Source organism: Suttonella sp., assembly GCF_056855035.1.
In genome coordinates, this window is sequence record NZ_JBXGGR010000012.1 from 1 (window position 1) to 21,325 (window position 21,325).

The window sequence follows — 21,325 nt, forward strand, 5'->3', positions numbered from 1 at the left end:
TCTAAAAGTGTAAGATGTCGGTAAGAAGCGTTCATTTTAAGAGTCCTTTTTTGTTGGGGAACAAAATTATACTCTATTATGAATGCTTCTTTTTTTGCACTTGGATTGTAAATTCAAGCTTTTAAAATAGTTTGTAAAAACGCGCGGTCGCCGTTGCGCTGCATTTGAAAGCGCGCATCGCCGAAATAGTCCGCATCTTCGCTGTCATGGCTGATTAAGAGCATAGGAATGCGGTATTCGCTTTGCAAATCTGCGACTAGGCGGCGAGTTCTGGCGCGTAAGGCGGTATCTAAGGCGGAAAAGGGTTCATCCAGTAACAATATGCGCGGTTGGCTGACCAGTGCGCGTGCTAAGGCGACGCGTTGCTTTTGTCCGCCCGAGAGTTGGGCAGGATAACTGTCGGCGACGGCGGCTATTTCGAGCTTTGCTAGCCATTGCGCGGCTAATGCTTGGCTGCTACGGCGGCGCGGATTCCAATAGCGGCGGCGCAGGGAAAATGCCACGTTTTGCGCCACGGTGAGATGCGGAAAAAGCGCGTAATCTTGAAATAGATAGGCGACTTGCCGCGCTTGGGTGCTGAGGTTGATGCCTGTGCTTGAATCGAAGAATACGCGCTCTTGCACGCGGATATGTCCTTCATCGGGCGTCAGCAGACCTGCTATCATCTTTAAAAACAGGGTTTTGCCGCTACCTGAAAAGCCCAAAATGACATTGCGCGCCACATCGCTTTTCAGCGTCGCTTCAATTTGCAAGCCGTTGGGCAGACGTTTTTTCAGCGCGATATCCAGCATTATTTCAATCCGTCCTGCGGCACTTTTCCGCCTGCCAATGCGCTGACGCTGAGCAATACGGCTAGGCAAATCAGCGAGACGACCACGACCAAGAAATGCGCGTCGCCGTCGCGCCCTGCCTGCACGGCTTCATAGATGGCGGTGGATAAAATCTGCGTCTTGTGCGGAATGCTGCCGGCGACCATCAGGGTCGCGCCGAATTCGCCTAAAGCGCGGGCAAAGGCGAGCAAGATGCCGGCTAAGATACCGCGCCAAGCCAAAGGCAGGGTAATCCGCCAAAAAACCGCCGTATTGGAAATGCCCAAGCATTTCGCCGCCGCTTCGTATTGACGGTCGACTTGCTCAAAGGCGGCGCGTGCCGGTTTGAAAATCAGAGGAAAAGAAACGACTACCGCCGCCAATACTGCGCCCTGCCATGTGAAAATCAGCTGAATGTCGTGGCTGCGCAGCCATTGCCCTAAGTTGCTGCGGCTGCCGACTAAGACTAAGAGATAATAGCCTAAGACGGTCGGCGGCAAGACCATCGGCAAGGTGCAAAGCGTATCGAGCAGTTCGCGTCCCCAAAATTTTTTCCGCGCCAAGAGATAACCGAAGCCGATGCCCAGCCAAAGATTGATACCGATTGCCCATGTAGCCACTTTCAGCGATAAGAGTAGCGGCGGCAAAGCCTGCTGCCAATGCTGGGCGATGTCTTGCATTACCACGCCTTGGGATATGCCGATACGCCTGCAAATCCCTGTTTGCGCAAGAGCGTTGCTGTGCTGTGCGAGCGCTGCCCTGCCGCACAGACCAGCAAGACCGCTTCTTGCCTGCCGATATATTGCAGGGGATTGTCTAATAAAGCCGACATCAGGATGCAGTCATCGGCTTGCAGCAAAGGTTTTTGCGCGATTTCTTCCGCGCTGCGGATATCGATAATGCGCAAGCCCTGCATTTTGGCGGTGGCAAAATCGCCTTCAAATACCGCTTCATCAACCATATCGGCGGTTTGTTTGTGATGATTGCAATCTGCCGCTTTTGCCACGCGCAGGCGCATTTGCCGCATGGAAACAAAATCATATTGCAGCAATTCGCTGGATAGCGGCGGTGCAAAACGCGTGATGAGTTTTATTGCTTCCAATGCCTGCCAAAGCCCTAAAGTCGCCGGTACGGGACCTAACACGCCCAAAGCATCGCAATTGCCGCTCGGTAACACCTCTTCCGACCACAGACAGCGCCAACAAGGTAAATCGGCATGCGGCTGCATGGTAAAGAGTTGTCCGCCCATTGCCGCCGCATTGGCAAACACGACCGGCCGCCCTGTGAATAATGCGGCATCGCTTAATTGATAGGCTAATTGGCGGCTGTCGCTGCAATCTAAAACAATATCCGCCGCCTGCATTGCCGCTAGGATTTCTGCCGTCGATAAACGCCGCTCAATCGCCTGAAAACTGCCTTCGGCGCGAGCCTCGCAAAATGCGGCGGCGGCAGCGGCTTTATTTCTGCCGATATCGCCGCGCGTAAATAAGATTTGCCGATGCAGATTGCTCAAAGCCACCGCATCGTCATCCACAATTGTCAATGCGCCCACGCCTGCCGCAGCCAAATAAGGAATGGCTGTCGCACTCAAGCCGCCTGCACCGAAAATCAGCACTTTGGCGGCGGCAAGACGGGCTTGCGTTTCTGCATTCATGCCCTGCACTTTGAGTTGGCGCGAAAAATCCATCATGTTTTCAATCCTTACGAATAAACAGCGCAATCAGTATCTGCGCAATTCCTGCGATAAGCAGCAAAATCCCCATGCTCAGCATCACGGCGGCTTTGACTTTGCCTTCGGTAAAAAAAGCCGCCAGCAATGCCAGTGCCAGCAGCAGATACAATAATTTGAGCAATAAACGCGCAGGAGCGGCTTTCATTTTAGTCACAGCAATGATGGTTCAATGTCCATTCGGCGCTACCGTCTCGGTAGAACTCATGCTTCCAAATCGGCACTTCGCCTTTAATCGTATCGATGATAAAACGGCAGGCTTCAAAGGCACTGCTGCGATGTCCGGCACTCACGCCAATCCACACCGCAATATCGCCGATCTGCAATTCGCCGACACGATGAATGCACAATGCCGCTTCGATATCAAAACGCGCCATCGCCGCTTCCACGATTTTCGCGCCCTCTTTTTCCGCCATGGCGGTATAGGCGCTGTAAATCAGCTTATCCACCGCCTTGCCGTTATGATGATCGCGTACCCAGCCCTCAAAGCTGACGAAACCGCCGCAATCAGTGCGCAAGACACTCGCGCGTGCCGCTGCAATATCAATCGCTTGCTCGCTAATCCGAAATCGCATTTAGCCTCCCGATACCGGCGGAATAAAGGCGATTTCATCGCCCTCTGCCAAGCCGTCCTGCCAGTCGGCAAAGACTTGGTTACGCGCCACACGCAATTGGTTTTGCGCCAAGCTGAAGCCATAGCGCTCGCGCAATTGCGCATAGACTGCGGCTAAGGTATCTGCCGTGGTCTCCAGCAGTTCTTCCGCTTTTGCCGCTTCTTCACCTAATTGGGCGAAATATAAAACTTTAATCTGCATTGTCTGTCCTTGTAAAATCTGATTTGCCACCGCTTTTAGCTAATAATTGCACGCGCTCAATCACAATCTCATGGCTTAATGCCTTGCACATATCGTAAATGGTCAGCGCGGCTATCGATGCCGCTGTCAAGGCTTCCATTTCCACTCCGGTTTTATGCGTCACGCGGCATTCGCTGATAATGTTCAGGCAGCATTGCTCGTCATCATAGCTAAATTGCAGCCCGACTTTATCCAGCGGCAGCGGATGGCAGAGTGGAATCAATTGCGCAGTTTGTTTCGCGCCCATAATCCCGGCGATATGCGCCACATCGGTAATCGCGCCTTTTTTGGTCTGCCCGTTGACGGCGCGCAAGGCTTGGTACACTTGCGGCGGAAAACGCACCACCGCTTGCGCACACGCGCTGCGCGTCGTAACGCTTTTTGCCCCCACATCGACCATATTCACATCGCCATTTCCGTCTAAATGACTAAATCCGCTCATAATATTCCTTTGCCTGCTGCCATTCTTCCGGCGTATTAAAGCCCAATAGCGGCGACCATTCTGCTGGCATAGCGACCAATTTCGCCCCCTGCACCGAATTCAGCGGCTGCAAAGCGCGGATGCCGCCCGCCAACCATTGCTCAATCCGCGGCAGCAGTGCGACTTCGGCATAGGCGAACACATTATGCAATTGTCCGCGCTCGGCGATGGTTATCCACGGTGCTGGTTGAGATTTGCCCAACACATCACGCAATTGCGCCGCCGTCAGCAAAGTATCCACCGGCATCAGATAAGTGCCTTGTCCGCCGCAAAGCGTCAAGGCTTGCAAAGCCCCCGCCAATGCCGACAAAGGCCCCGCCCGCTCCGGCAATTTGTCTTGCACGCGCACAATATCGGCAGGCAAATCGGCATAATCCGCGCCGGCAGCGGCGATTTGCACACGAAAGCCCGCTTCTTGCGCCATGCGCACATGGCGTTGCAGCAGGCTTTCATCGCCGAGCGGCAACAATGCCTTGTCCTGCCCCATGCGCGTCGAAGCGCCGCCGCATAAAATCGTAAGGCAATCAGTCATCGGCGCGCGTCAGATGCGGATAGAAATTACAGGGACGCGTGCGGCTATCCAATTGTTCACGCAAGACTTTTTCCCAACCAGTCTTGCAGGCGCCGGTAGAACCGGGCAGACAGAACACGGCGGTGCGGTTTGCCATGCCCGCCAAAGCGCGAGACTGCATGGTGCTTAAGCCGATTTCCTGCATGGAAGCGGCGCGAAAAGCCTCACCGAAGCCGTCAATCTGTTTGTCGAATAAAACCGATACCGCTTCCGGTGTATTGTCGCGTCCATAAAAACCGGTGCCGCCCGTGATTAAGACCACTTGCACGGATTTATCGGCAATCCATTGCGCTACTTGGGCGCGGATGCCGTATTTATCGTCCGTAAGCAATTCACGCGCGGCAAGATGATGCCCTGCTGCCTGCAAAGCCTCCGCCAGATATTGTCCTGAGGTGTCTTCCGCCAAAGTCCGCGTGTCCGATACGGTCAAGACCGCGATGTTTAGGGGGTAAAATTGTTTTTCCGCATGGCTCATAAATTTCTCCTTTAACCGCCAATTTGCGCCAAATGCGCCATGATGCCCGAATCATTACTATGCAATTGATGACTTGCGGGCTTAACCGCAATCAGGCGCTGCAATTGGGCTTTCAAGCCCTGCACATCGCCGGCGCGCAGATAATCGCGCAAATCATAGTTAATGCTGTCAAATAAACACAGATGCATTTTGCCCGTTGAGGTAACACGCAAACGATTGCAACTGCTGCAAAAATCCTTGCTATACGGTGCAATGATGCCGATGCCGCCGGCATAATCGGCATGACTGAATTCCAATGCCGGACCTGATAAAGGCGTGCGTTCGCGCAGCACCCAGCCCTCCGCCAGCAGCATTTGCGTGATTTCCGCCGCGCTGATATGCGATTTCTCATAAAGAGCGGTATTGTCATTGGTGCGCATCAGTTCGATAAAACGCATGGTCAGCGGTCGTTCTTTCACAAAAGCCAAAGTATCCGCCAAAGTCTCAAGCGCGGTTTCGCGCATCAATAAGGCATTGAGCTTGATATGGCGAAAACCTTCGTCCAACATTTTTTCCACTGCCTGCAAAATGCCGGCAAGACTGTTTTTGCCCGTCATGCGGCGGAAAGTCTCTTCGCGAAAACTGTCTACGGAAATATTGAATTGCGCGATGCCGGCATCAATCAGCGGGCGATAGAGTTTGTCCAAGCGGTGCGCATTGGTGGTAATCGCCACTTTCCGAATACCTGCCTGCGCCGCGCAGATTTGCGCAATCTCGACAATATCGCGGCGCATCGTCGGTTCGCCGCCGGTCAGACGGATTTTTTCCGTGCCGGATTCGGCAAAAGCGCGCACCAAGGTTTCAATCTCGGCAAGACTTAATTCATCGAGCGCGGCGCAGCCTTGATAACCTTCGGGCAGGCAATAAACGCAGCGGTAATTGCAAAAATCGGTCACCGACAAACGCAAATAAGCAATACGGCGCTGGAAAGGGTCAATCAAAGCGGCGGAACTCATCAATCGCCTCCTGAAAAATGGCTGAAGAAAGGATGCACGGCGACCATTGTGCCGGCAGTGGGATTTTCCATCTCTTCCGGCAAATCAATCAGACAATTGGCGCTCGACAAACCATGCACGCGGTGCGAATCCTGCCGCGAAGCGCTGCCCACTTCCCAGCTCTTGGCGCCCATCTGCATCACGCCGCGCTGAAAATCGCGCCGTCCTGCGCCCTTTTTCAAGTCTTGATTTAAAGGCAGATGCAGTACCAAATCCGGCAAGGCTTGTGCATGTGCCATCTGACGCAAAGCGGGGCTGACCAAGCGGTTCATGCCCACATAGCTCGATACGGGATTGCCCGGCAGACCGAAATACACCGCCCGCCCAATTTTGCCGAAAACAAAAGGCTTGCCCGGCTTCATCTTCACTTTATAGGTATGAATCTCGCCCAAGGCTTCCACCGCCATTTTCAAGAAATCGTAATCGCCGACCGACACACCGCCGGAAGTAATCACCGCATCGCAATCTTGCCCCGCCTGCGCCAAAGCCGCTTTAATCGCCTCTATATCGTCGGCAATCAAGCCCATATCCACGATTTCCACCGGCAGACGGCGCAGCAAAGCGCAAATCATCGCGCGGTTGCTGTCATAAATCTGTCCTTCTCGGCTTAATGTCTCGCCGACGGCAAGCAATTCGTCGCCGGTCGAGAAGACGGCGACGCGCAATTTTTTAAACACCGGCACTTGCGCAATCCCCAAAGAAGCCAGCAATAAAACATCCGCAGCATTCAGACAGCGGCCTGCATATAAAACGGCATCGCCGACCCGCAATTCTTCGCCGGCGCGACGGATATTGGCACCCTCGCGGCAATCTTTCGTTAAGACGATGCAATCCGCCTCGCGCTGCACATGCTCTTGCATGATGACGCAGCGGCACTGCGCCGGCACGACCGCGCCCGTCATAATCCGCACTGCCTGCCCTGCCTGCACCGCGCCCTCAAAAGGCTTGCCGGCAATCGATTCGCCAATCACGCTGAAAACGCTATCCGCCTGTGCCGCTTCCACCAAGGCATAGCCGTCCATAGCAGACACATCCGCCGGCGGAATATTCACATTGGAAATCATCTCCTGCGCCAGAATACGCCCCTGTGCCTGAGCAAGCGGCACATGTTCTTGTTCCTGCTGCTGATGCGCGGCAAGCGTCGCGCGGATACGTTCTTGTAATTCGTCTACACTAAGCATATTGCCTCTCTTCATTTTGCGCCGCATTGTACGCTTTCTATCGTTTTTTTTCAGCTTTTAAGATGATTTTTGATTGTTTCAACCGAAAATTAATGCGATTTGTTAAAAAAATTGTTGAAAATTGAGATTATTTTTAAATTTTTCCAAAACAAATTCTCTATTTTTACATTATTTTCTTATAGTTGCTTTAATCAGAACCTTTTTAATCCTTTTTATTTCAACCATCTGCTCATTTGCAAATCCACGGCTTAAGCCTATACTACAAATATAAAAAACGGAGGCAATCATGGCAAATAATAGAAAAGCAATGCTTTTCATGACGAAAAAAGGTTTATTTCTTATCATTTTCTGCGCATTGCTCATCGGAGCCATCGGACTGTATGCCACGCATTGGTCTTTGCGCGCCACCAGCACGACCGAATTCTGCGTCAGCTGCCACTCGATGGAAAAACCCTTGCAAGAATGGCAAAGCAGCAAGCATTTTTCCAATGCCAAAGGCATTCAGGCGGGTTGTGCGGACTGCCATATCCCGCATGACAATGATTGGGTGTATGTCAAAACCAAAATGACCACCGGATTGAAAGATGTCATCGCCGAAATCCGCGGCTCGCTTCCCGATGATGCCGCTTACGAGGAAAAACGCGGCGAAATGGCAAAACGCGTCTGGGCGGAAATGGAGAAAAACAATTCCGCCACCTGTCGCAGCTGCCATAATGCGGAAGTTTGGGACATTTATGCGCAATCCGAAAAAGCGCAGCGCGAACATCAGAGAATGGAAAACGAAAACATGACCTGTATCAGCTGCCACCGCGGTATCGCGCATTTCCCGCCTGAATTTACCGAAGACGCCGATCGCGCCGCCGGACATTTGCACGAACTGGCGGCAAAAACCGCTGGCAATGCCGCCGCCCTCTTCCCTATCGCCGAAATCGAAGGCTATGCCGACAGCGGCAAGCAAAAGGCTGCGGCGAGAATCTTCCCCAGCACCGCGCTGAAAGTGCTTGCTAGCGAAGGCGGTATGCGCCAAGTGCAAATTGAGGGATTCCAACAGGAAGGCGCGGAGCAAGTAATTTACGCGCAGCACGGCAAACGCATCATTGCGGCGGTCATCAACGACCCGATGCTGGAAAACATTAGCGTGCAGGGCGAGTTCCGACACCATGAAGCCAGCGATGCCAATTGGCACCCCGTTCAATTCAGCGCATGGATTAGCGCGGAACATATGCTTTCCGATGTGCAAGCCCTATGGGATTATGGCAATGAGCTGAATAACGCTTATTGTGGCGGTTGCCATGCGGTTATCCCTGCGCATCATTACAACGCCAACCAATGGCCCGCGATTGTTAACGGCATGGCAAACCGTACCTCCATTAACGAAAACGGCAAATTAGTCTTAACCTACTACCTTCAAAATCACTCGAAAGATGTCACAGGAGCTAACCATGACTAAACAACACTCTTCCAGCCGTCGCAGCTTCATCCGCAACAGCGGATTGCTGGCAGGCGCAGGCGCACTGTCTCCGGCAATGTCGGCAAAAGCCTTCGCGCAGGCGGTTAAAAACGGGCAAATCATCACTGCCGCCCACTGGGGTCCCTTGGTCGTCAATATCGATAGCAGCGGCAAAGTTACTTCATCAGGACCCGCCGTACCGGCGAAATTGGAAAATCCCCTGCAAACCGTGGTCGCCGACCAAATTTACAATAAAGTCCGCATCAAGCAACCGATGGTGCGCAAAGGCTTTTTGGACAATCTGGATAATGTAACCCAGCCGGACGGCAAACGCGGCGACGACGAATTCGTGCCGATTTCTTGGAAAGAAGCCTATGATTTAATCGAAAAACAATTGCGCCGCGTCCGCGAAGCCTACGGCGCCGACGGCATCTTCGCCGGCTCTTACGGCTGGCGTTCCTCAGGCGTATTACATAAAGCCTTTACCCTCTTACAACGCTTCATGACCCTTTCCGGCGGCTATGTCGGGCATCTGGGCGACTATTCTACCGGTGCGGCGCAAGTCATCATGCCGCATGTCATGGGCACGGTCGAAGTCTATGAACAGCCCACCAGCTGGGAAGTGGTGCTGCGCGAAAGCAAAGTCGTGGTCATTTGGAGTGCCAATATCGCCAACAGCTCGCAAATCGCGTGGTCGGCATCGGATTGCCAAGGACGCGACTATCTGCTCAAGCTCAAAGAAAGCGGCATTAAAGTCATCGCCATCGACCCTACCCTATCCGAAACCGCGGAAATTTTGGGCGATGCCTGCGAATGGATTCCGGTAAACCCCACCACCGACGTACCGCTGATGCTGGGCATCTGCCATGAATTGATAACCAATGATTGGCATGACAAAGCCTTCTTGGAAAAATACTGCGTCGGCGCCGACATCGTTGCCGACTATATCCAAGGCAAAGAAGACGGCGTCGCCAAAACCCCTGAATGGGCGGCGGAAATCTGCGGCGTCAGCGCCGAAAAAATCCGCGAACTGGCGAAGCTCTTCCACGAAAACCGCACCATGTTTATGGCGGGTTGGGCGATGCAGCGCCAACATCACGGCGAACAAACCCATTGGATGCTGGTAACGCTCGCCGCTTTCCTAGGGCAAATCGGACTGCCCGGCGGCGGATTCGGACTGTCTTACCATTATTCCAACGGCGGCGTGCCCGAGCGCAAAGCCGGCGTATTGCCCAATATCGGCATCACGCCCAGCAGCGGCACTGGCAGCTCTGCCAATAACAAAGACTGGCTCTTGGCCGCCACCGAACTCTCCTTCCCTGTGGCGCGCATCTCCGATGCCCTGCACAATCCCGGCGCACAATACCCCTACAACGGACAAACGCGCACCTATCCGCATATCCGTCTGATTTGGTGGTGCGGCGGCAACCCCTTCCATCATCATCAAGACTTGAACCGCCTGCGCAAAGGCTGGCAAAAGCCAGAAGTTATCATCGTTTCAGAGCCTTATTGGACAGCCACCGCTAAACATGCAGACATCGTTCTCCCAGCCACCACCAGCTATGAACGCAATGACCTCACCATGACAGGCGACTACTCCAATATGCACATCGTGCCGATGAAAAAAGTCGTCGAACCGCAAGGCGAAGCCAAAGACGATTACGAAGTCTTTGCCGAACTCTCGCGTCGTTTCGGCGTGGAAGCGGAATTTACCGAAGGTCGCGACGAAATGGGCTGGCTGGCGCATCTCTACGGACAAGCGGAAGCTGCAGCACGTCAGCAACGCATCCCCATGCCGCGTTTCCGCCAATTCTGGGACGACAACAAAGTCTATGAAAACCCGATCAGCGAACGCGGCGCCGAATGGGTGCGCTATGCCGATTTCCGCAAAGACCCCGTCTTAAATCCGCTCGGCACGCCCTCAGGCAAAATCGAACTCTTCTCGAAAACGATTGAAGCCATGAATTACGAAGACTGCCGCGGACACGCCTCATGGCTGCCGCCGGTGGAATATCTCGGCAATGCGCCTGAAGAATATCCCCTGCACATGGTTACGCCGCACAGCCATTACCGCCTGCACTCACAGCTCAACCAAACCAGCCTGCGCGAGCAATATGCAGTCGCTGACCGCGAACCGGTGTGGATACACCCTGAAGACGCGCAAGCGCGCGGCATTGCCGACGGTGATTTAGTCCGCATCTATAACGGACGCGGACAAGTGTTGGCAGGCGCAGTCGTTACTGAACGTGTGGCAAAACGCGTGCTTGCCCTACATGAAGGCGCTTGGTACGACCCAGCAGATGGCAGCGACAATGCCCTGTGCAAAAACGGCTGCGGCAACGTCTTGGCGATTGACCGCGGCACCTCCTCGCTCGCCCAAGGCAATACGGGACAAACCGCCGTCGTCAATATTGAGAAATACAGCGGCGAAGCCCCTGAACTCACCGCCTTCACGCCGCCTAAAGGCGCAGCATAAAGCCATAGGCAAAAATAAGGGCGGAGAAATCCGCCTTTGTCTTGTCTTTAGCAAAAAAGCGGCTTGCGCCGCTTTTTTGAAAGGATTAGGAAGATTATTTTAAAATTTCCACGCCCGGTAAGGCTTTGCCTTCTAGGTATTCCAGCATAGAGCCGCCGCCGGTTGAGACGTAGTCCACTTTGTCTTCTATGCCGAATTGGGCGATGGCGGATAGGGTGTCGCCGCCGCCGGCAAAGGTAAAGGCTTGGGTCTTGGCAATGGCTTCGCAGAGGGCTTCGGTGCCGCCGGCAAAGGGTTTCATTTCAAATACGCCGACAGGGCCGTTCCAAACGATGGTTTTCATTTCGGCAATCATGCGTGCGTAGTTGGCAGCGGTTTCCGGTCCGATGTCTAAGATCATTTCGTTTTCCGCCACGTCTTTAATGGATTTGGTTTGCACTTTGGCATTTTCGGAAAATTCATCGCCGACAACCACATCGACCGGCAACGGGATGTTAACGCCGCGTTTTTGTGCGCTTTCCAGCATTTGGCGGGCTTCTTCCAATAAATCAGGCTCGTAGAGCGAGCTGCCGACGTTGTAGCCTTTGGCGGCTAGGAAGGTGTTGGCAATGCCGCCGCCGGGGATGAGGGTGTCCACTTTTTCCAATAGGGATTTCAGGACTAATAGTTTGGTGGATACTTTTGAACCGCCGACAATCGCCATCATCGGTTTGGCAGGGTTTTTCAAGATGCTTTCCAAGGTTTCCACTTCTTTTTGCACTAAAAGTCCTGCACAGGCAAGGGCGGCTTTTTCCGCAACGCCGACGGTGGAGGCTTGTGCGCGGTGTACGACGCCGAAACCGTCGCTGACAAATACATCGCACAGTGCGGCGTATTTTTCCGCCAAAGCGGCGTCGTTTTTCTTCTCGCCTTTGTTAAAGCGCACGTTTTCCAGCATGACGACTTCGCCGCTGTTCACTTGCGGTGCGTTTTCCAGATAATCTTTAATCAGCGGCACTTCTTTGCCCAGTAATTTGCCCAGATGTTCGGCAACGGGTTTTAATGAAAATTCTTCTGCATATTCGCCTTCGGTCGGACGGCCCAAATGCGCCATAATCATAACGGCTGCGCCTTGTTTTAAGGCCAGTTCAATGGTCGGCAGGGCGGCGGTGATACGCGCATCGCTGGTAACTTTGCCGTCTTTTACCGGTACGTTTAAATCCAAACGCATTAAGACACGTTTATTTTTGACATCTACATCCACTAAATTACGCATTTTCTTTCCTCATTTACGTTACACAAAAAAGAGCCAGCAAAGCTGGCTCGATACTTACAATAATGTTTTCGCCGTATTGACGACGTTTTCAACGCTAAAGCCGAAGTGCGGGAACAGTTGCTCGGCAGGTGCGGAAGCACCGAAGCTGTCCATGCCCACGACTGCGCCTTTATCGCCGACGATGCTTTGCCATATTAGGCTGGAGCCCGCTTCGATGGCGAGTTTCGCGCTGCCTTTCGGTAGGACTTGCTCGCGGTATGCTGCATCTTGCTGCAAGAAGATATCCAAGCAAGGCATAGAGATGATGCGGGCGGCAATGCCTTCTTTCTCAAGCGCTTCTGCGGCTTTGCATGCCAGTTCGACTTCCGAGCCGGTGGCAATCAGGCTTAATTTCGCATTTGCCGCTTCTTTCAGCACATAGCCGCCGCGGGCAATATTGGCAATCTGTGCACTGTCGCGTGCCATGACCGGCAGTCCTTGGCGCGATAAGGCTAAAGCGCTCGGGGTTTCGGGATTGATGGCGCTTTGCCAAGCGGCTAATGTTTCGACAGTATCGCAGGGGCGCCAGACGTTCAGATTCGGGATGAGGCGCAGGGAAGAGACGTGTTCGACGGGTTGATGGGTCGGACCGTCTTCGCCTAAGCCGATGGAATCATGGGTCAGTACGTAAGAGACCGGCAATTTCATCAGGGCGGACATCCGCATGCCGTTGCGCATATAGTCTGAGAAGACGAGGAAGGTGCCGCCATAAGGACGGATGCCGCCGTGCAATGCCATGCCGTTCATAATCGCCGCCATCGCAAATTCGCGCACGCCGTAGTGCAAATAGTTGCCGCCGAATTGCTGCGGCAAAATGGATTTGCTGGATTTGCTGAAGGTCAGGTTCGAGCCGCTTAAGTCCGCAGAACCGCCAACCAGTTCGGGCAGTTTTTCCGCCAATACGTTCAATGCCAATTCGGAGGCTTTGCGGGTAGCGACTTTTTCGCCTTTGTCTTGCGCCGCTTGCAGGGCATTTTGCATGTATTGGGCGAAATCTGTCGGCAATTCGCCTTTCATGACGCGGCGGTATTCTGCCGCCAATTCCGGTTCGGCTTTTTCATAGGCGGCAAATTGTGCTTCCCATGCTTCCTGCCATTGGCGACCTTTGGCGCGTAAATCGGCGGCTTCCAATGCGCCTGCGGGCAGGTTGAAGGCTTCTGCCGGCAAGCCTAGAGCGGTTTTGGTTGCGGCGATTTCTTCATTGCCTAATGGTGCACCGTGGGTTTTTTCCGAGCCTGCCAGATTCGGCGAACCGAAACCGATGGTGGTGCGGCAGATGATGATGCTGGGGCGTGAGGTATCGGCTTTTGCAGATTCAATGGCTTGATGAATGGCTTGTTCATTGTGTCCGTCAATGGCTTCAATCACTTGCCAGCCGTAGGCGGCAAAGCGTTTTGCTACGTCTTCGCTGTACCAAGGATCGATTTCGCCGTCGATGGAGATGCCGTTGGCATCATAAAGCACAATCAGTTTTCCCAGTCTCAAAGTGCCGGCGAAAGAGCAGGCTTCATGCGATATACCTTCCATCAGGCAGCCGTCGCCTAAGAAGCAGTAGGTGTAATGGTCAACAATCTTATGTTCGCCGCGGTTAAAACGTGCTGCCAAATGCGCTTCTGCCAGCGCAAAGCCGACGGCATTGGCAATGCCTTGCCCCAATGGACCTGTGGTGGTTTCCACGCCCGGAGTTTCGTGCACTTCAGGGTGTCCCGCGGTTTTGCTGTGCATTTGGCGGAAGTTTTTCAAATCATCAAGGCTGACGTCAAAGCCTGTTAAATGCAGCAAAGCATATTGCAAAGCGGAAGCGTGTCCGTTCGAGAGAATAAAGCGGTCGCGGTTGTCCCAATGCGGATTGGCGGGATTAATGCGCAAATGACGCTGCCATAAAACCGTTGCCATATCCGCCATACCCATTGGCGCGCCCGGATGCCCTGAATTGGCTTTTTGTACCGCGTCCATGCTGAGGGCGCGAATAGAATTCGCCATTAGCTGATGTGCATTCATAGTCTCTCCTTGTTGAGATTAAGCGGCTTTATCCAGCGCTTGCCCCCCATGGGCATGCTCGATAAAGTCAAACAAAATATAGAGCGTTTCAAATAAACCTGCGTCAGGTACGAAATATTCCTTATCCGCTTCATTATCAATTGCGGCATTGCGTTTTTCGATGTCTTCGCGGCGTTTTTGATCGGACTGCAAAGCGGGCATTTCCTGCGTCTGTATGCCGGCATAATTTTCCACATAGCTTTTCCAATCCTGATACTGCTGCTCGCGTTGTGCCAAATTCAGCGACCATTCATTGCGTTCTTTTTCGGCAATCTCGCGGTTGATATATTCCTGATAGCGCAGCAGGGCGGGATTGCTGTGCATTCTTTGCTCGTGCTGCTGCTGCAATGCCGAGACAGTTTCAGGCGAGACTTCATTGCCGACTTGATAATCTGCGGCTTTAATTGATTTCAGCGGCAGGGCATAAGGCAGGCTGCGTTCGCCGACTTTTTCAATATCTGCGCTTGTGGGCAGGGCAATATCGGGCACCACGCCTTTATGCTGCGTGCTTTCGCCGGTGATGCGGTGGAACATGGCGATGGTGATTTTCATCTCTCCCAAAGGTGGCACTTTGCTGCTGACAAAACGATTCAAAGGAATCACGGTTTGCACCGTGCCTTTGCCGAAAGAATTGCTGCCTACCACAATACCGCGGCGATAATCCTGAATCGCGGCGGCGAAAATTTCGGAAGCGGAGGCGGAACCGTGATCCACCATAACCGCCAAAGGTCCTTCGTATAAAGCGCCTTTGTCGCTGTCGCGCTGGGTTTCGGCGCTGTTTTCGACATCGCTGACCATGACCACCGGACCTTCGTCGATAAACAAGCCGACGGCACGCACCGCTTCATATAAAGAACCGCCGCCGTTGCCGCGCAAATCGAGAATCATGCCGTCGATTTGCTGCGCTTTCATATCCTTGATAATTTTGCTTAAATCATTGCTGGTGCTGCGATAATTCTCTTTGCCTTTGCGCGCACCTTCAAAATCCATATAGAAAGAAGGCAGACGGATGACGCCGATTTTGCGCGTAAGGCCGTTGGCTTCCACGCTTTCCACATAGCCCTGTGCGGCTTGGTCTTCCAGCTTGATGGTATCGCGTTCAAGCGCAATTTCGGTTTCAGGCATATTGGGACTGGCAGGCTCGATTAGAAGGCGGACAATCGTGCCTTTTTTGCCGCGAATCAGACGCACGGCTTTGTCCAAACGCATGCCGATGACCGGCTGCATTTCGCCATCCTTGCCTTGGGCAACGCCGATAATGCGGTCATTGATGCGCAATTTGCCGCTTTTAAAGGCAGGACCGCCGGCGACCAATTCGCGAACGGTGATTTTGCCGTCTTCATAGCTCAAGGTCGCGCCGATGCCTTCCAGCGACAGGCTCATATTGATGTCGAAATCTTCCGTGCTGCGCGGCGAAAGATAAGAGGAATGCGGGTCGAAGCGCAGCGCGATATTGTTCATATACATATCGAAAACATCTTCGACCGTCATTTGATTGAGGCTTTTCTGCTGCATTTCATAGCGGCTGATTAATTTTTTAATCGCCTCTTCCTGACTGCGTCCGCCCATGCGCAGACGGATTAACGCATCGGTCAAACGCGCTTCTTGATAGGCATGCACTTCTTCCAACGTTTCGCGCCACGGCAAATGGCTGCTGCCAAGGCGCAGATTATTGGGAATATGCACCGTCGCCGTGCCGTCCAAATCAAAGGGCTGGTTTAAGCGTTGCAAAATCCACGCATTGAGTGCGCTGGCGCGTTCGCGGTAACGCTCGAAAATCTGCACCGCCGGACTCAAATCCGCCTTGCGCACCGTTTGCACCAAGGTGCTGCGATGCACGGAAAGCTCTTCAATATCGCTTTTTAAGAAATAAATGCGGTTGAAATCTAAAGTATCCAAATAATTGTCAAACACGCCGGCGCTGATTTGGCGCAAAGAATTGCCGCGGTAATGCTGTTTGCTTAATAAATTGCTGCCTAATTGGAAAGCACGTTTTTGTGCGTCTGTGATAATTAATGCTTCAGGCTTGGAAAAAGCCGCTTCGTGAGTATCGGCGGCTTGGGCGCAGCCGGTAAAACTCAGCGCCAAACATAGCAGCGCGGCGGCCGGCGAGAAAGAAAACTTCATGACATTCCTTAATGCTGAACAGTGGTCAAGAAACAAATCATTCTAGCACCGCTTGCACCCAATCGCTAACGCTCTGTGTGGCTTTGCCGAAGCTGCTGCGATGAAATAGGCTCGAGCTTTGTGTTTTTTCTAAATTAATTTCCAGCGTCTCTGCGCCGTTGAAAATCGCTTCTTGCACAAAACCCGCCGCTGGATAGACCGCGCCCGAAGTGCCGATGGCGACAAAGAGCGCCGCCTGCGACAAGGTCTGTCTAATCGTCTCCATGTGATAAGGTATTTCGCCGAACCAGACGATATCGGGGCGCAGACCGCCGCTGCGTTCGCAATGCGGGCAAGACATTTTTTTATGCGCATCTTCCGTCCATTCAAATGCCGCACGGCAATGTGTGCAGCGCAATTTTCTCAACTCGCCGTGCATATGAATCACATCCGCGCCGGCGCGCTCATGCAGATCATCGACATTCTGCGTCACAATCGTTACCGCGCCTTGCTGATAATCGCGCTGCAATCTCGCCAAAGCCTGATGGGCGGCATTGGGTTCGACCGTTTTCAATTGCGCGCGCCGCGCATTATAAAAACGATGTACCAAATCCGGATTGGCGATAAAAGCCTCGGGAGTGGCGACGTCTTCCACGCGATGATCTTCCCATAAGCCGTCGGCGGCGCGGAAAGTCTTAATCCCCGATTCCGCCGAAATCCCCGCGCCCGTTAAGATAAAAATAGACTTCATTTTTCCCTCAACGCCTGCCACAGCAATAATATCCAGCCCAGCAGCATCGACACGCCGCCCACAGGCACCACATAACGCAGCGGCAAACCCGTCAGCACCATCAAATATAAAGAACCTGAAAACAGCAGCACGCCGAAGCTCCACAGCATCGCCACTTTGGCGCGTGCGGGACTTTGTCCGCTCAGCCACAATAAAGCCAAAGCATGCACAATATGATAACGCTGCGCTTTTTCCATCCACACCGCCTCTTGCGGCGGCATCGTGTAATGCCCTGTCGCCGCGCCGATGATAAGCCATAGCAAAGCGCCTGAAATACCAACTATTTGCCAAGTTTTCATGAAGATACCCTCTGAATTGTGTCTTGAAAAGCCGTCCAAATCTCATCTGCCGACCATGCCGCCATACAGGCATTTGCCGTTGCCGCGCCGTGTCGGCGGCAATCTTTTTTCATGCAAGGACGGGGGCGCGACAAATTCTCCGCCCGCGCGCCGCGCATACCGCTTAAGGCGGCATCCGTCGCGGCAAAAAGCCCTAAAACAGGCACGCCCTGCGCCGCCGCCAAATGCCCCAAGCCCGTATCGACCGACAAGACCGCCGCACTCTCGCGCAAGAGCTGTGCAATTTCGGGCAAAGCCATTTTTGCCGCCACTTCCGCCTGCGAGGCGGCAGCCAGACGCTGCGCGCGCGCTTCTTCTTCGGTATTGCCCCATAACAAACGCACCCGATAACCCGACTGCTGCGCCAAGAAAATCAATTCCAGCCATGTGCTTTCGGGCAATAATTTGCTTGCCCAAGTTGTGCCGTGCAAAAAGACCAAATCGCGGCTCTGCCGCCCCTGCCATTGCGGCAGGGCGAAATCTTCCGTCGGCGGCAATGCGTAAGCCAAAGCGGAGGCGCACAATTGCCGCGTACGCAGCACCGCATGCTGACGACGCGGCACCTGCGCTTTATGCTGATAAAACAGGCTTGCCCAGCCCTCGCGCGCACTCTGCCAATCATAGCCGCAATGCGGTGCAGGGCTTGCCAAATGCGCCAAAACCGCGCTTTTAATCAATCCCTGCGCATCAATGACCGCCGCATATTCCTGCGCACGCAATGCCGCAATCACTTGCCGCCATTCGGCGCTGCGCCACCATAGACGGCTGTGTTTGCGCAAACGCCGCATCGGCACCGCCACCACCTTATCCACTGCAGGGTGCATGGAAGCTAAAGGCGCGAAAGCCTCTTCCACCGCCCATGTAATCCGCGCATCCGCCTGTGCCGCCATATCGCTGACGGCGGCAAAACTGTGCACCACATCGCCGAGAGAAGAAAGTTTGACCAACAAAATATTTTGTGCCAAATTACCAATCCATTTATAAAAATTTGCCACTATGTTACCACTAGATAAAGAACTTCTCAGCTTTGCCGAACAATTAGCCGACCGCGCGCGCGGCATTACGCGGCAATATTTCCGCCAAGCCCTAAGCATTATTGATAAAAATGATGCTAGCCCCGTTACCGTTGCCGATCAGGAAACCGAAGCCGCCTTGCGCGCCCTGATTAATCAACATTACCCCGAGCACGGCATTATCGGCGAAGAATACGGTGCGCAAACCAGCGCCTCGCCTTATCGCTGGATTATCGACCCCATCGACGGCACGCGCAGCTTCATCAGCGGCTTTCCGATTTACTGCACCCTGATTGCGCTGCTCTACCATGACAAACCCGTCTTAAGCATCATCGACATGCCGATGTTAGACGAACGCTTTCTTGCCGCCGGAGAAGGCAGCCGGCTTAACGGACAAGCCATCCGCGTCAGCCAATGCCGAGAAATCAGTCAAGCCTTGGCTTATAGCACCGACCCCGGCATGTTTGACGCGCGCCAATACGAACGCCATCAGCAAGTGGCGCGGCAAGTCCGCCAACAACGCTACACCGGCGACGGCTACGCCTATGCCATGCTGGCGGCAGGTTGGATCGATTTGGTCGTTGAAGCGGGCATGAAAATACACGACTTCCTGCCCCTGATTCCTATCATTGGAGAAGCGGGCGGCATCATCAGCGACTGGCAGGGACAACCGCTGACCACGCGCAGCAACGGCGAAATTCTTGCCGCCGCCACCCCTGAATTACACCGCCAAGCCATGGCTTTACTCAACTAAGGAGGCAATATGCTCGTACTCGTTACCGGAGCCAGCGCCGGATTCGGACGTGCACTCAGCATCGAACTTGTGCGGCGCGGACACCGCGTCATCGCCTGCGCACGCCGCGCCGAACGTCTGCAAGCCCTGCAGGCGGAACTCGGCGACGCGCTCTATCCGCTGAATTTTGACATTCAAGACATCACCGCCATGCAGGTGGCGATTCACAGCCTGCCCGCATCATGGCAAGACATCGACGTGCTGATTAATAATGCCGGCTTGGCGCTCGGGCTGGACATGGCGCAGGAAGCGCAATTGGACGACTGGCTGCAAATGATCGACACCAACATCCGCGGACTGGCGGCAATGACCAACCTCATCTTGCCGCGTATGGTCAAAAACAATCGCGGACACATCATCAACCTCAGCTCCACCGCCGCCAATTACGCCTACCCCGGCAGCAATGTTTACGGCGCCAGCAAAGCCTTCGTCAAACAATTCAGCCTGAACCTGCGCGCCGATTTATACGGCACAGCGGTGCGCGTCAGTAATATCGAACCGGGACTGATTGGCGGCACCGAATTTTCCGCCGTCCGCTTTCATGGCGACCAAGCACGCGCCGACAGCGTCTATCAAGGCGTGCAAAACATCAGCCCCGAAGAAATGGCGGACATCATCATCTGGTGCGCCGAACTGCCGCCGCATATCAATATCAACCGCTTGGAAGTCATGCCCACCGCGCAGAGCTTTGCCGGCTTAAAAGTCTATAAAAGCGAAATATGAAACACATCAGCATCCTTATCTCGGGCGGCGGTTCCAATCTCGCTGCCATTATCCAAGCCATCGTGCAGCAAAGGCTGAAACAGATCAGCATCAGCCAAATCATCGCCGACCGCGACTGCACCGGCAAAGCCCATGCCTTTGCCGCCGACATTCCCTTTACCATGATTGACCGCAAACTCGGTGCCGCCGCCTTTGCCCAAGCCCTTGATGCCGCCCTTGCGCCGCACAGCGACCTCATCGTCCTAGCCGGTTTTTTAAGCATCATGCCGGAAAGCATCATTGCCAAATTTCCGCGTAAAATTATCAATCTGCATCCTTCGCTGCTGCCGAAATTCGGCGGTGCGGGCATGTACGGCATGCATGTGCATCGTGCCGTCATTGCTGCGGGGGAAGCAGAAAGCGGTTGCAGCGTGCATTATGTCGATACGGGTATCGACACCGGCGAAATCATCGCGCAAAGTCGCTGCCCCGTCTTGCCAGACGACAGCCCAGAAAGCCTGCAAGCGCGCATCGCGCCCCTAGAGCATGAATTGCTGGTATCCGCCATCAATACCGTGCTTAATTAAAAGCTATGCGGATTTACGCGCAGGAGCAAGAAGCGGATTAGAAAGCTTTTTATGGTTGAGGAACTAAAAAAGTGACACAAGTTAGCAGGTTACAGGCACGCCAATTTTCCAAGCCCACTAACATATTAGAGGGCTTTGTATTTTTCTTTTTTAACCGTAAAACTTTACGGCATCTGCTTCCCGTTTCTGCTATAGTCGAAGAATTGAAAAAGTATTACGGTATTGGCTAGCCTTGCCGTACGCTCTTGTACTGTCTGCGGCTCACCGCCTTGTACTACTTTTTCACTTCTCCGACTATAAAACACATATTCATAAGAAATTAAAGCTAACTTTGGATGCCTTACACTTCATACTTGAATCTACTAGGGGCTAATGACAATTTAAAAAAAGTGGCAAAGAGTTTAAGATGTTGTTTCCACACAAACACCTTTAAATCTTTGCCATGTCCCGAACCACACTTGCAGATGAAACATGGTCAAGACTGTTTCCCATTTTGAAACAGCTTGGCATTTATCGCAAGAAAAATCTACGCAAAACCGTTGAAGGCATACTGTTTCGTTTGCGTACGAGCTGCCAATGGGCTGATATACCAAGCTGTTTTG

At 53.4% G+C, this 21,325-nt stretch carries 23 protein-coding genes and 1 pseudogene; 6 read left to right on the top strand and 18 right to left on the bottom strand.

Going from position 1 to position 21,325, the window contains the following annotated elements; all coding sequences use genetic code 11:
- Positions 1–113: 113 nt before the first annotated feature.
- Genes ACJHVI_RS01155 through moeA form a run of 11 tightly spaced genes read right to left on the bottom strand, consistent with a single transcriptional unit; the run spans position 114 to position 7,134 of the window.
- Positions 114–791 (bottom strand): sulfate/molybdate ABC transporter ATP-binding protein, encoded by a 678-nt coding sequence (locus ACJHVI_RS01155; RefSeq protein WP_483182747.1) that lies wholly within the window; start codon positions 789–791, stop codon positions 114–116.
- A complete protein-coding gene (modB, locus tag ACJHVI_RS01160) occupies positions 791–1,489 on the bottom strand; it encodes a molybdate ABC transporter permease subunit (protein ID WP_483182748.1) in 699 nt (232 codons plus the stop codon). Before modB ends, ACJHVI_RS01155 begins: the two co-directional genes overlap by 1 nt.
- Positions 1,489–2,499 carry a ThiF family adenylyltransferase gene (locus ACJHVI_RS01165; protein WP_483182749.1) on the bottom strand — a complete coding sequence of 337 codons (1,011 nt, stop codon included), beginning with the start codon at positions 2,497–2,499 and terminating at the stop codon, positions 1,489–1,491. The genes modB and ACJHVI_RS01165 overlap by 1 nt, the downstream gene beginning before the upstream one ends.
- Positions 2,500–2,503: 4 nt before the next feature.
- Positions 2,504–2,686: a hypothetical protein gene (locus ACJHVI_RS01170; RefSeq protein WP_483182750.1), complete on the bottom strand. Its 183-nt coding sequence runs from the start codon at positions 2,684–2,686 to the stop codon at positions 2,504–2,506.
- A 1-nt stretch (position 2,687) separates the two neighbouring features.
- On the bottom strand, positions 2,688–3,113 hold the full coding sequence (locus tag ACJHVI_RS01175) for a molybdenum cofactor biosynthesis protein MoaE (RefSeq protein ID WP_483182751.1): 426 nt from the start codon (positions 3,111–3,113) through the stop codon (positions 2,688–2,690).
- The gene (locus ACJHVI_RS01180) at positions 3,114–3,353 is read right to left on the bottom strand and encodes a MoaD/ThiS family protein (RefSeq protein WP_483182752.1); all 240 of its coding nucleotides are present in this window, start codon (positions 3,351–3,353) and stop codon (positions 3,114–3,116) included.
- Positions 3,343–3,834, bottom strand: coding sequence for a cyclic pyranopterin monophosphate synthase MoaC (moaC, locus tag ACJHVI_RS01185; protein ID WP_483182754.1), 492 nt, complete (start codon positions 3,832–3,834; stop codon positions 3,343–3,345). Before moaC ends, ACJHVI_RS01180 begins: the two co-directional genes overlap by 11 nt.
- The gene (gene mobA / locus ACJHVI_RS01190) at positions 3,821–4,405 is read right to left on the bottom strand and encodes a molybdenum cofactor guanylyltransferase (RefSeq protein ID WP_483182755.1); all 585 of its coding nucleotides are present in this window, start codon (positions 4,403–4,405) and stop codon (positions 3,821–3,823) included. Before mobA ends, moaC begins: the two co-directional genes overlap by 14 nt.
- A complete protein-coding gene (gene moaB / locus ACJHVI_RS01195) occupies positions 4,398–4,919 on the bottom strand; it encodes a molybdenum cofactor biosynthesis protein B (protein WP_483182756.1) in 522 nt (173 codons plus the stop codon). Before moaB ends, mobA begins: the two co-directional genes overlap by 8 nt.
- Positions 4,920–4,930: 11 nt before the next feature.
- Positions 4,931–5,914 (bottom strand): GTP 3',8-cyclase MoaA, encoded by a 984-nt coding sequence (gene moaA / locus ACJHVI_RS01200; RefSeq protein WP_483182757.1) that lies wholly within the window; start codon positions 5,912–5,914, stop codon positions 4,931–4,933.
- On the bottom strand, positions 5,914–7,134 hold the full coding sequence (gene moeA / locus ACJHVI_RS01205) for a molybdopterin molybdotransferase MoeA (protein WP_483182758.1): 1,221 nt from the start codon (positions 7,132–7,134) through the stop codon (positions 5,914–5,916). The genes moaA and moeA overlap by 1 nt, the downstream gene beginning before the upstream one ends.
- 286 nt (positions 7,135–7,420) lie before the next feature.
- Between moeA and ACJHVI_RS01210 the strand changes: the two genes are divergently transcribed.
- A complete protein-coding gene (locus tag ACJHVI_RS01210) occupies positions 7,421–8,584 on the top strand; it encodes a NapC/NirT family cytochrome c (protein ID WP_483182759.1) in 1,164 nt (387 codons plus the stop codon).
- Positions 8,577–11,060: a molybdopterin guanine dinucleotide-containing S/N-oxide reductase gene (locus tag ACJHVI_RS01215; protein ID WP_483182760.1), complete on the top strand. Its 2,484-nt coding sequence runs from the start codon at positions 8,577–8,579 to the stop codon at positions 11,058–11,060. The genes ACJHVI_RS01210 and ACJHVI_RS01215 overlap by 8 nt, the downstream gene beginning before the upstream one ends.
- A gap of 94 nt (positions 11,061–11,154) precedes the next feature.
- Here the strand turns inward: ACJHVI_RS01215 and ACJHVI_RS01220 are convergent, their stop codons facing one another.
- The 6 genes from ACJHVI_RS01220 to waaC are packed head-to-tail and all read right to left on the bottom strand — an operon-like array spanning position 11,155 to position 18,623.
- Entirely contained in the window at positions 11,155–12,315 is a 1,161-nt protein-coding gene (locus ACJHVI_RS01220) for a phosphoglycerate kinase (RefSeq protein ID WP_483182761.1), read from the bottom strand.
- A gap of 54 nt (positions 12,316–12,369) precedes the next feature.
- Positions 12,370–14,355, bottom strand: coding sequence for a transketolase (gene tkt / locus ACJHVI_RS01225; protein WP_483182762.1), 1,986 nt, complete (start codon positions 14,353–14,355; stop codon positions 12,370–12,372).
- An 18-nt stretch (positions 14,356–14,373) separates the two neighbouring features.
- Positions 14,374–16,521 (bottom strand): carboxy terminal-processing peptidase, encoded by a 2,148-nt coding sequence (locus ACJHVI_RS01230; protein ID WP_483182763.1) that lies wholly within the window; start codon positions 16,519–16,521, stop codon positions 14,374–14,376.
- 37 nt (positions 16,522–16,558) lie between these two features.
- The gene (locus ACJHVI_RS01235) at positions 16,559–17,251 is read right to left on the bottom strand and encodes an NAD-dependent deacylase (protein ID WP_483182764.1); all 693 of its coding nucleotides are present in this window, start codon (positions 17,249–17,251) and stop codon (positions 16,559–16,561) included.
- Complete coding sequence (locus ACJHVI_RS01240; protein WP_483182765.1) at positions 17,248–17,589, bottom strand: DUF423 domain-containing protein; 342 nt, start codon at positions 17,587–17,589, stop codon at positions 17,248–17,250. The genes ACJHVI_RS01235 and ACJHVI_RS01240 overlap by 4 nt, the downstream gene beginning before the upstream one ends.
- On the bottom strand, positions 17,586–18,623 hold the full coding sequence (gene waaC / locus ACJHVI_RS01245) for a lipopolysaccharide heptosyltransferase I (RefSeq protein ID WP_483182766.1): 1,038 nt from the start codon (positions 18,621–18,623) through the stop codon (positions 17,586–17,588). Before waaC ends, ACJHVI_RS01240 begins: the two co-directional genes overlap by 4 nt.
- Before the next feature lies 1 nt (position 18,624).
- On the opposite strand from waaC, the gene hisN reads away from it, so the two are divergent.
- The 3 genes from hisN to purN are packed head-to-tail and all read left to right on the top strand — an operon-like array spanning position 18,625 to position 20,723.
- Positions 18,625–19,395: a histidinol-phosphatase gene (hisN, locus tag ACJHVI_RS01250; RefSeq protein WP_483182767.1), complete on the top strand. Its 771-nt coding sequence runs from the start codon at positions 18,625–18,627 to the stop codon at positions 19,393–19,395.
- A gap of 9 nt (positions 19,396–19,404) precedes the next feature.
- The gene (locus tag ACJHVI_RS01255; protein ID WP_483182768.1) at positions 19,405–20,157 is read left to right on the top strand and encodes an SDR family NAD(P)-dependent oxidoreductase; all 753 of its coding nucleotides are present in this window, start codon (positions 19,405–19,407) and stop codon (positions 20,155–20,157) included.
- Complete coding sequence (gene purN / locus ACJHVI_RS01260; protein ID WP_483182769.1) at positions 20,154–20,723, top strand: phosphoribosylglycinamide formyltransferase; 570 nt, start codon at positions 20,154–20,156, stop codon at positions 20,721–20,723. The genes ACJHVI_RS01255 and purN overlap by 4 nt, the downstream gene beginning before the upstream one ends.
- Positions 20,724–20,911: 188 nt before the next feature.
- Here purN and ACJHVI_RS01265 read toward each other — a convergent pair.
- Positions 20,912–21,028, bottom strand: a pseudogene (locus ACJHVI_RS01265) (IS30 family transposase); the annotation flags it as partial.
- A gap of 137 nt (positions 21,029–21,165) precedes the next feature.
- Between ACJHVI_RS01265 and ACJHVI_RS01270 the strand changes: the two are divergent.
- A partial coding sequence (locus ACJHVI_RS01270; RefSeq protein WP_483182770.1) for a transposase occupies positions 21,166–21,325 on the top strand: 160 nt, incomplete at its 3' end.

Excerpts from the sequence above, each read along its gene's own strand:
- ACJHVI_RS01155 (WP_483182747.1), bottom strand. The coding sequence starts at position 791 with ATGCTGGATATCGCGCTGAAAAAACGTCTGCCCAACGGCTTGCAAATT.
- modB (WP_483182748.1), bottom strand. The coding sequence starts at position 1,489 with ATGCAAGACATCGCCCAGCATTGGCAGCAGGCTTTGCCGCCGCTACTC.
- ACJHVI_RS01165 (WP_483182749.1), bottom strand. The coding sequence starts at position 2,499 with ATGATGGATTTTTCGCGCCAACTCAAAGTGCAGGGCATGAATGCAGAA.
- ACJHVI_RS01170 (WP_483182750.1), bottom strand. The coding sequence starts at position 2,686 with ATGAAAGCCGCTCCTGCGCGTTTATTGCTCAAATTATTGTATCTGCTG.
- ACJHVI_RS01175 (WP_483182751.1), bottom strand. The coding sequence starts at position 3,113 with ATGCGATTTCGGATTAGCGAGCAAGCGATTGATATTGCAGCGGCACGC.
- ACJHVI_RS01180 (WP_483182752.1), bottom strand. The coding sequence starts at position 3,353 with ATGCAGATTAAAGTTTTATATTTCGCCCAATTAGGTGAAGAAGCGGCA.
- moaC (WP_483182754.1), bottom strand. The coding sequence starts at position 3,834 with ATGAGCGGATTTAGTCATTTAGACGGAAATGGCGATGTGAATATGGTC.
- mobA (WP_483182755.1), bottom strand. The coding sequence starts at position 4,405 with ATGACTGATTGCCTTACGATTTTATGCGGCGGCGCTTCGACGCGCATG.
- moaB (WP_483182756.1), bottom strand. The coding sequence starts at position 4,919 with ATGAGCCATGCGGAAAAACAATTTTACCCCCTAAACATCGCGGTCTTG.
- moaA (WP_483182757.1), bottom strand. The coding sequence starts at position 5,914 with ATGAGTTCCGCCGCTTTGATTGACCCTTTCCAGCGCCGTATTGCTTAT.
- moeA (WP_483182758.1), bottom strand. The coding sequence starts at position 7,134 with ATGCTTAGTGTAGACGAATTACAAGAACGTATCCGCGCGACGCTTGCC.
- ACJHVI_RS01210 (WP_483182759.1), top strand. The coding sequence starts at position 7,421 with ATGGCAAATAATAGAAAAGCAATGCTTTTCATGACGAAAAAAGGTTTA.
- ACJHVI_RS01215 (WP_483182760.1), top strand. The coding sequence starts at position 8,577 with ATGACTAAACAACACTCTTCCAGCCGTCGCAGCTTCATCCGCAACAGC.
- ACJHVI_RS01220 (WP_483182761.1), bottom strand. The coding sequence starts at position 12,315 with ATGCGTAATTTAGTGGATGTAGATGTCAAAAATAAACGTGTCTTAATG.
- tkt (WP_483182762.1), bottom strand. The coding sequence starts at position 14,355 with ATGAATGCACATCAGCTAATGGCGAATTCTATTCGCGCCCTCAGCATG.
- ACJHVI_RS01230 (WP_483182763.1), bottom strand. The coding sequence starts at position 16,521 with ATGAAGTTTTCTTTCTCGCCGGCCGCCGCGCTGCTATGTTTGGCGCTG.
- ACJHVI_RS01235 (WP_483182764.1), bottom strand. The coding sequence starts at position 17,251 with ATGAAGTCTATTTTTATCTTAACGGGCGCGGGGATTTCGGCGGAATCG.
- ACJHVI_RS01240 (WP_483182765.1), bottom strand. The coding sequence starts at position 17,589 with ATGAAAACTTGGCAAATAGTTGGTATTTCAGGCGCTTTGCTATGGCTT.
- hisN (WP_483182767.1), top strand. The coding sequence starts at position 18,625 with ATGTTACCACTAGATAAAGAACTTCTCAGCTTTGCCGAACAATTAGCC.
- ACJHVI_RS01255 (WP_483182768.1), top strand. The coding sequence starts at position 19,405 with ATGCTCGTACTCGTTACCGGAGCCAGCGCCGGATTCGGACGTGCACTC.
- purN (WP_483182769.1), top strand. The coding sequence starts at position 20,154 with ATGAAACACATCAGCATCCTTATCTCGGGCGGCGGTTCCAATCTCGCT.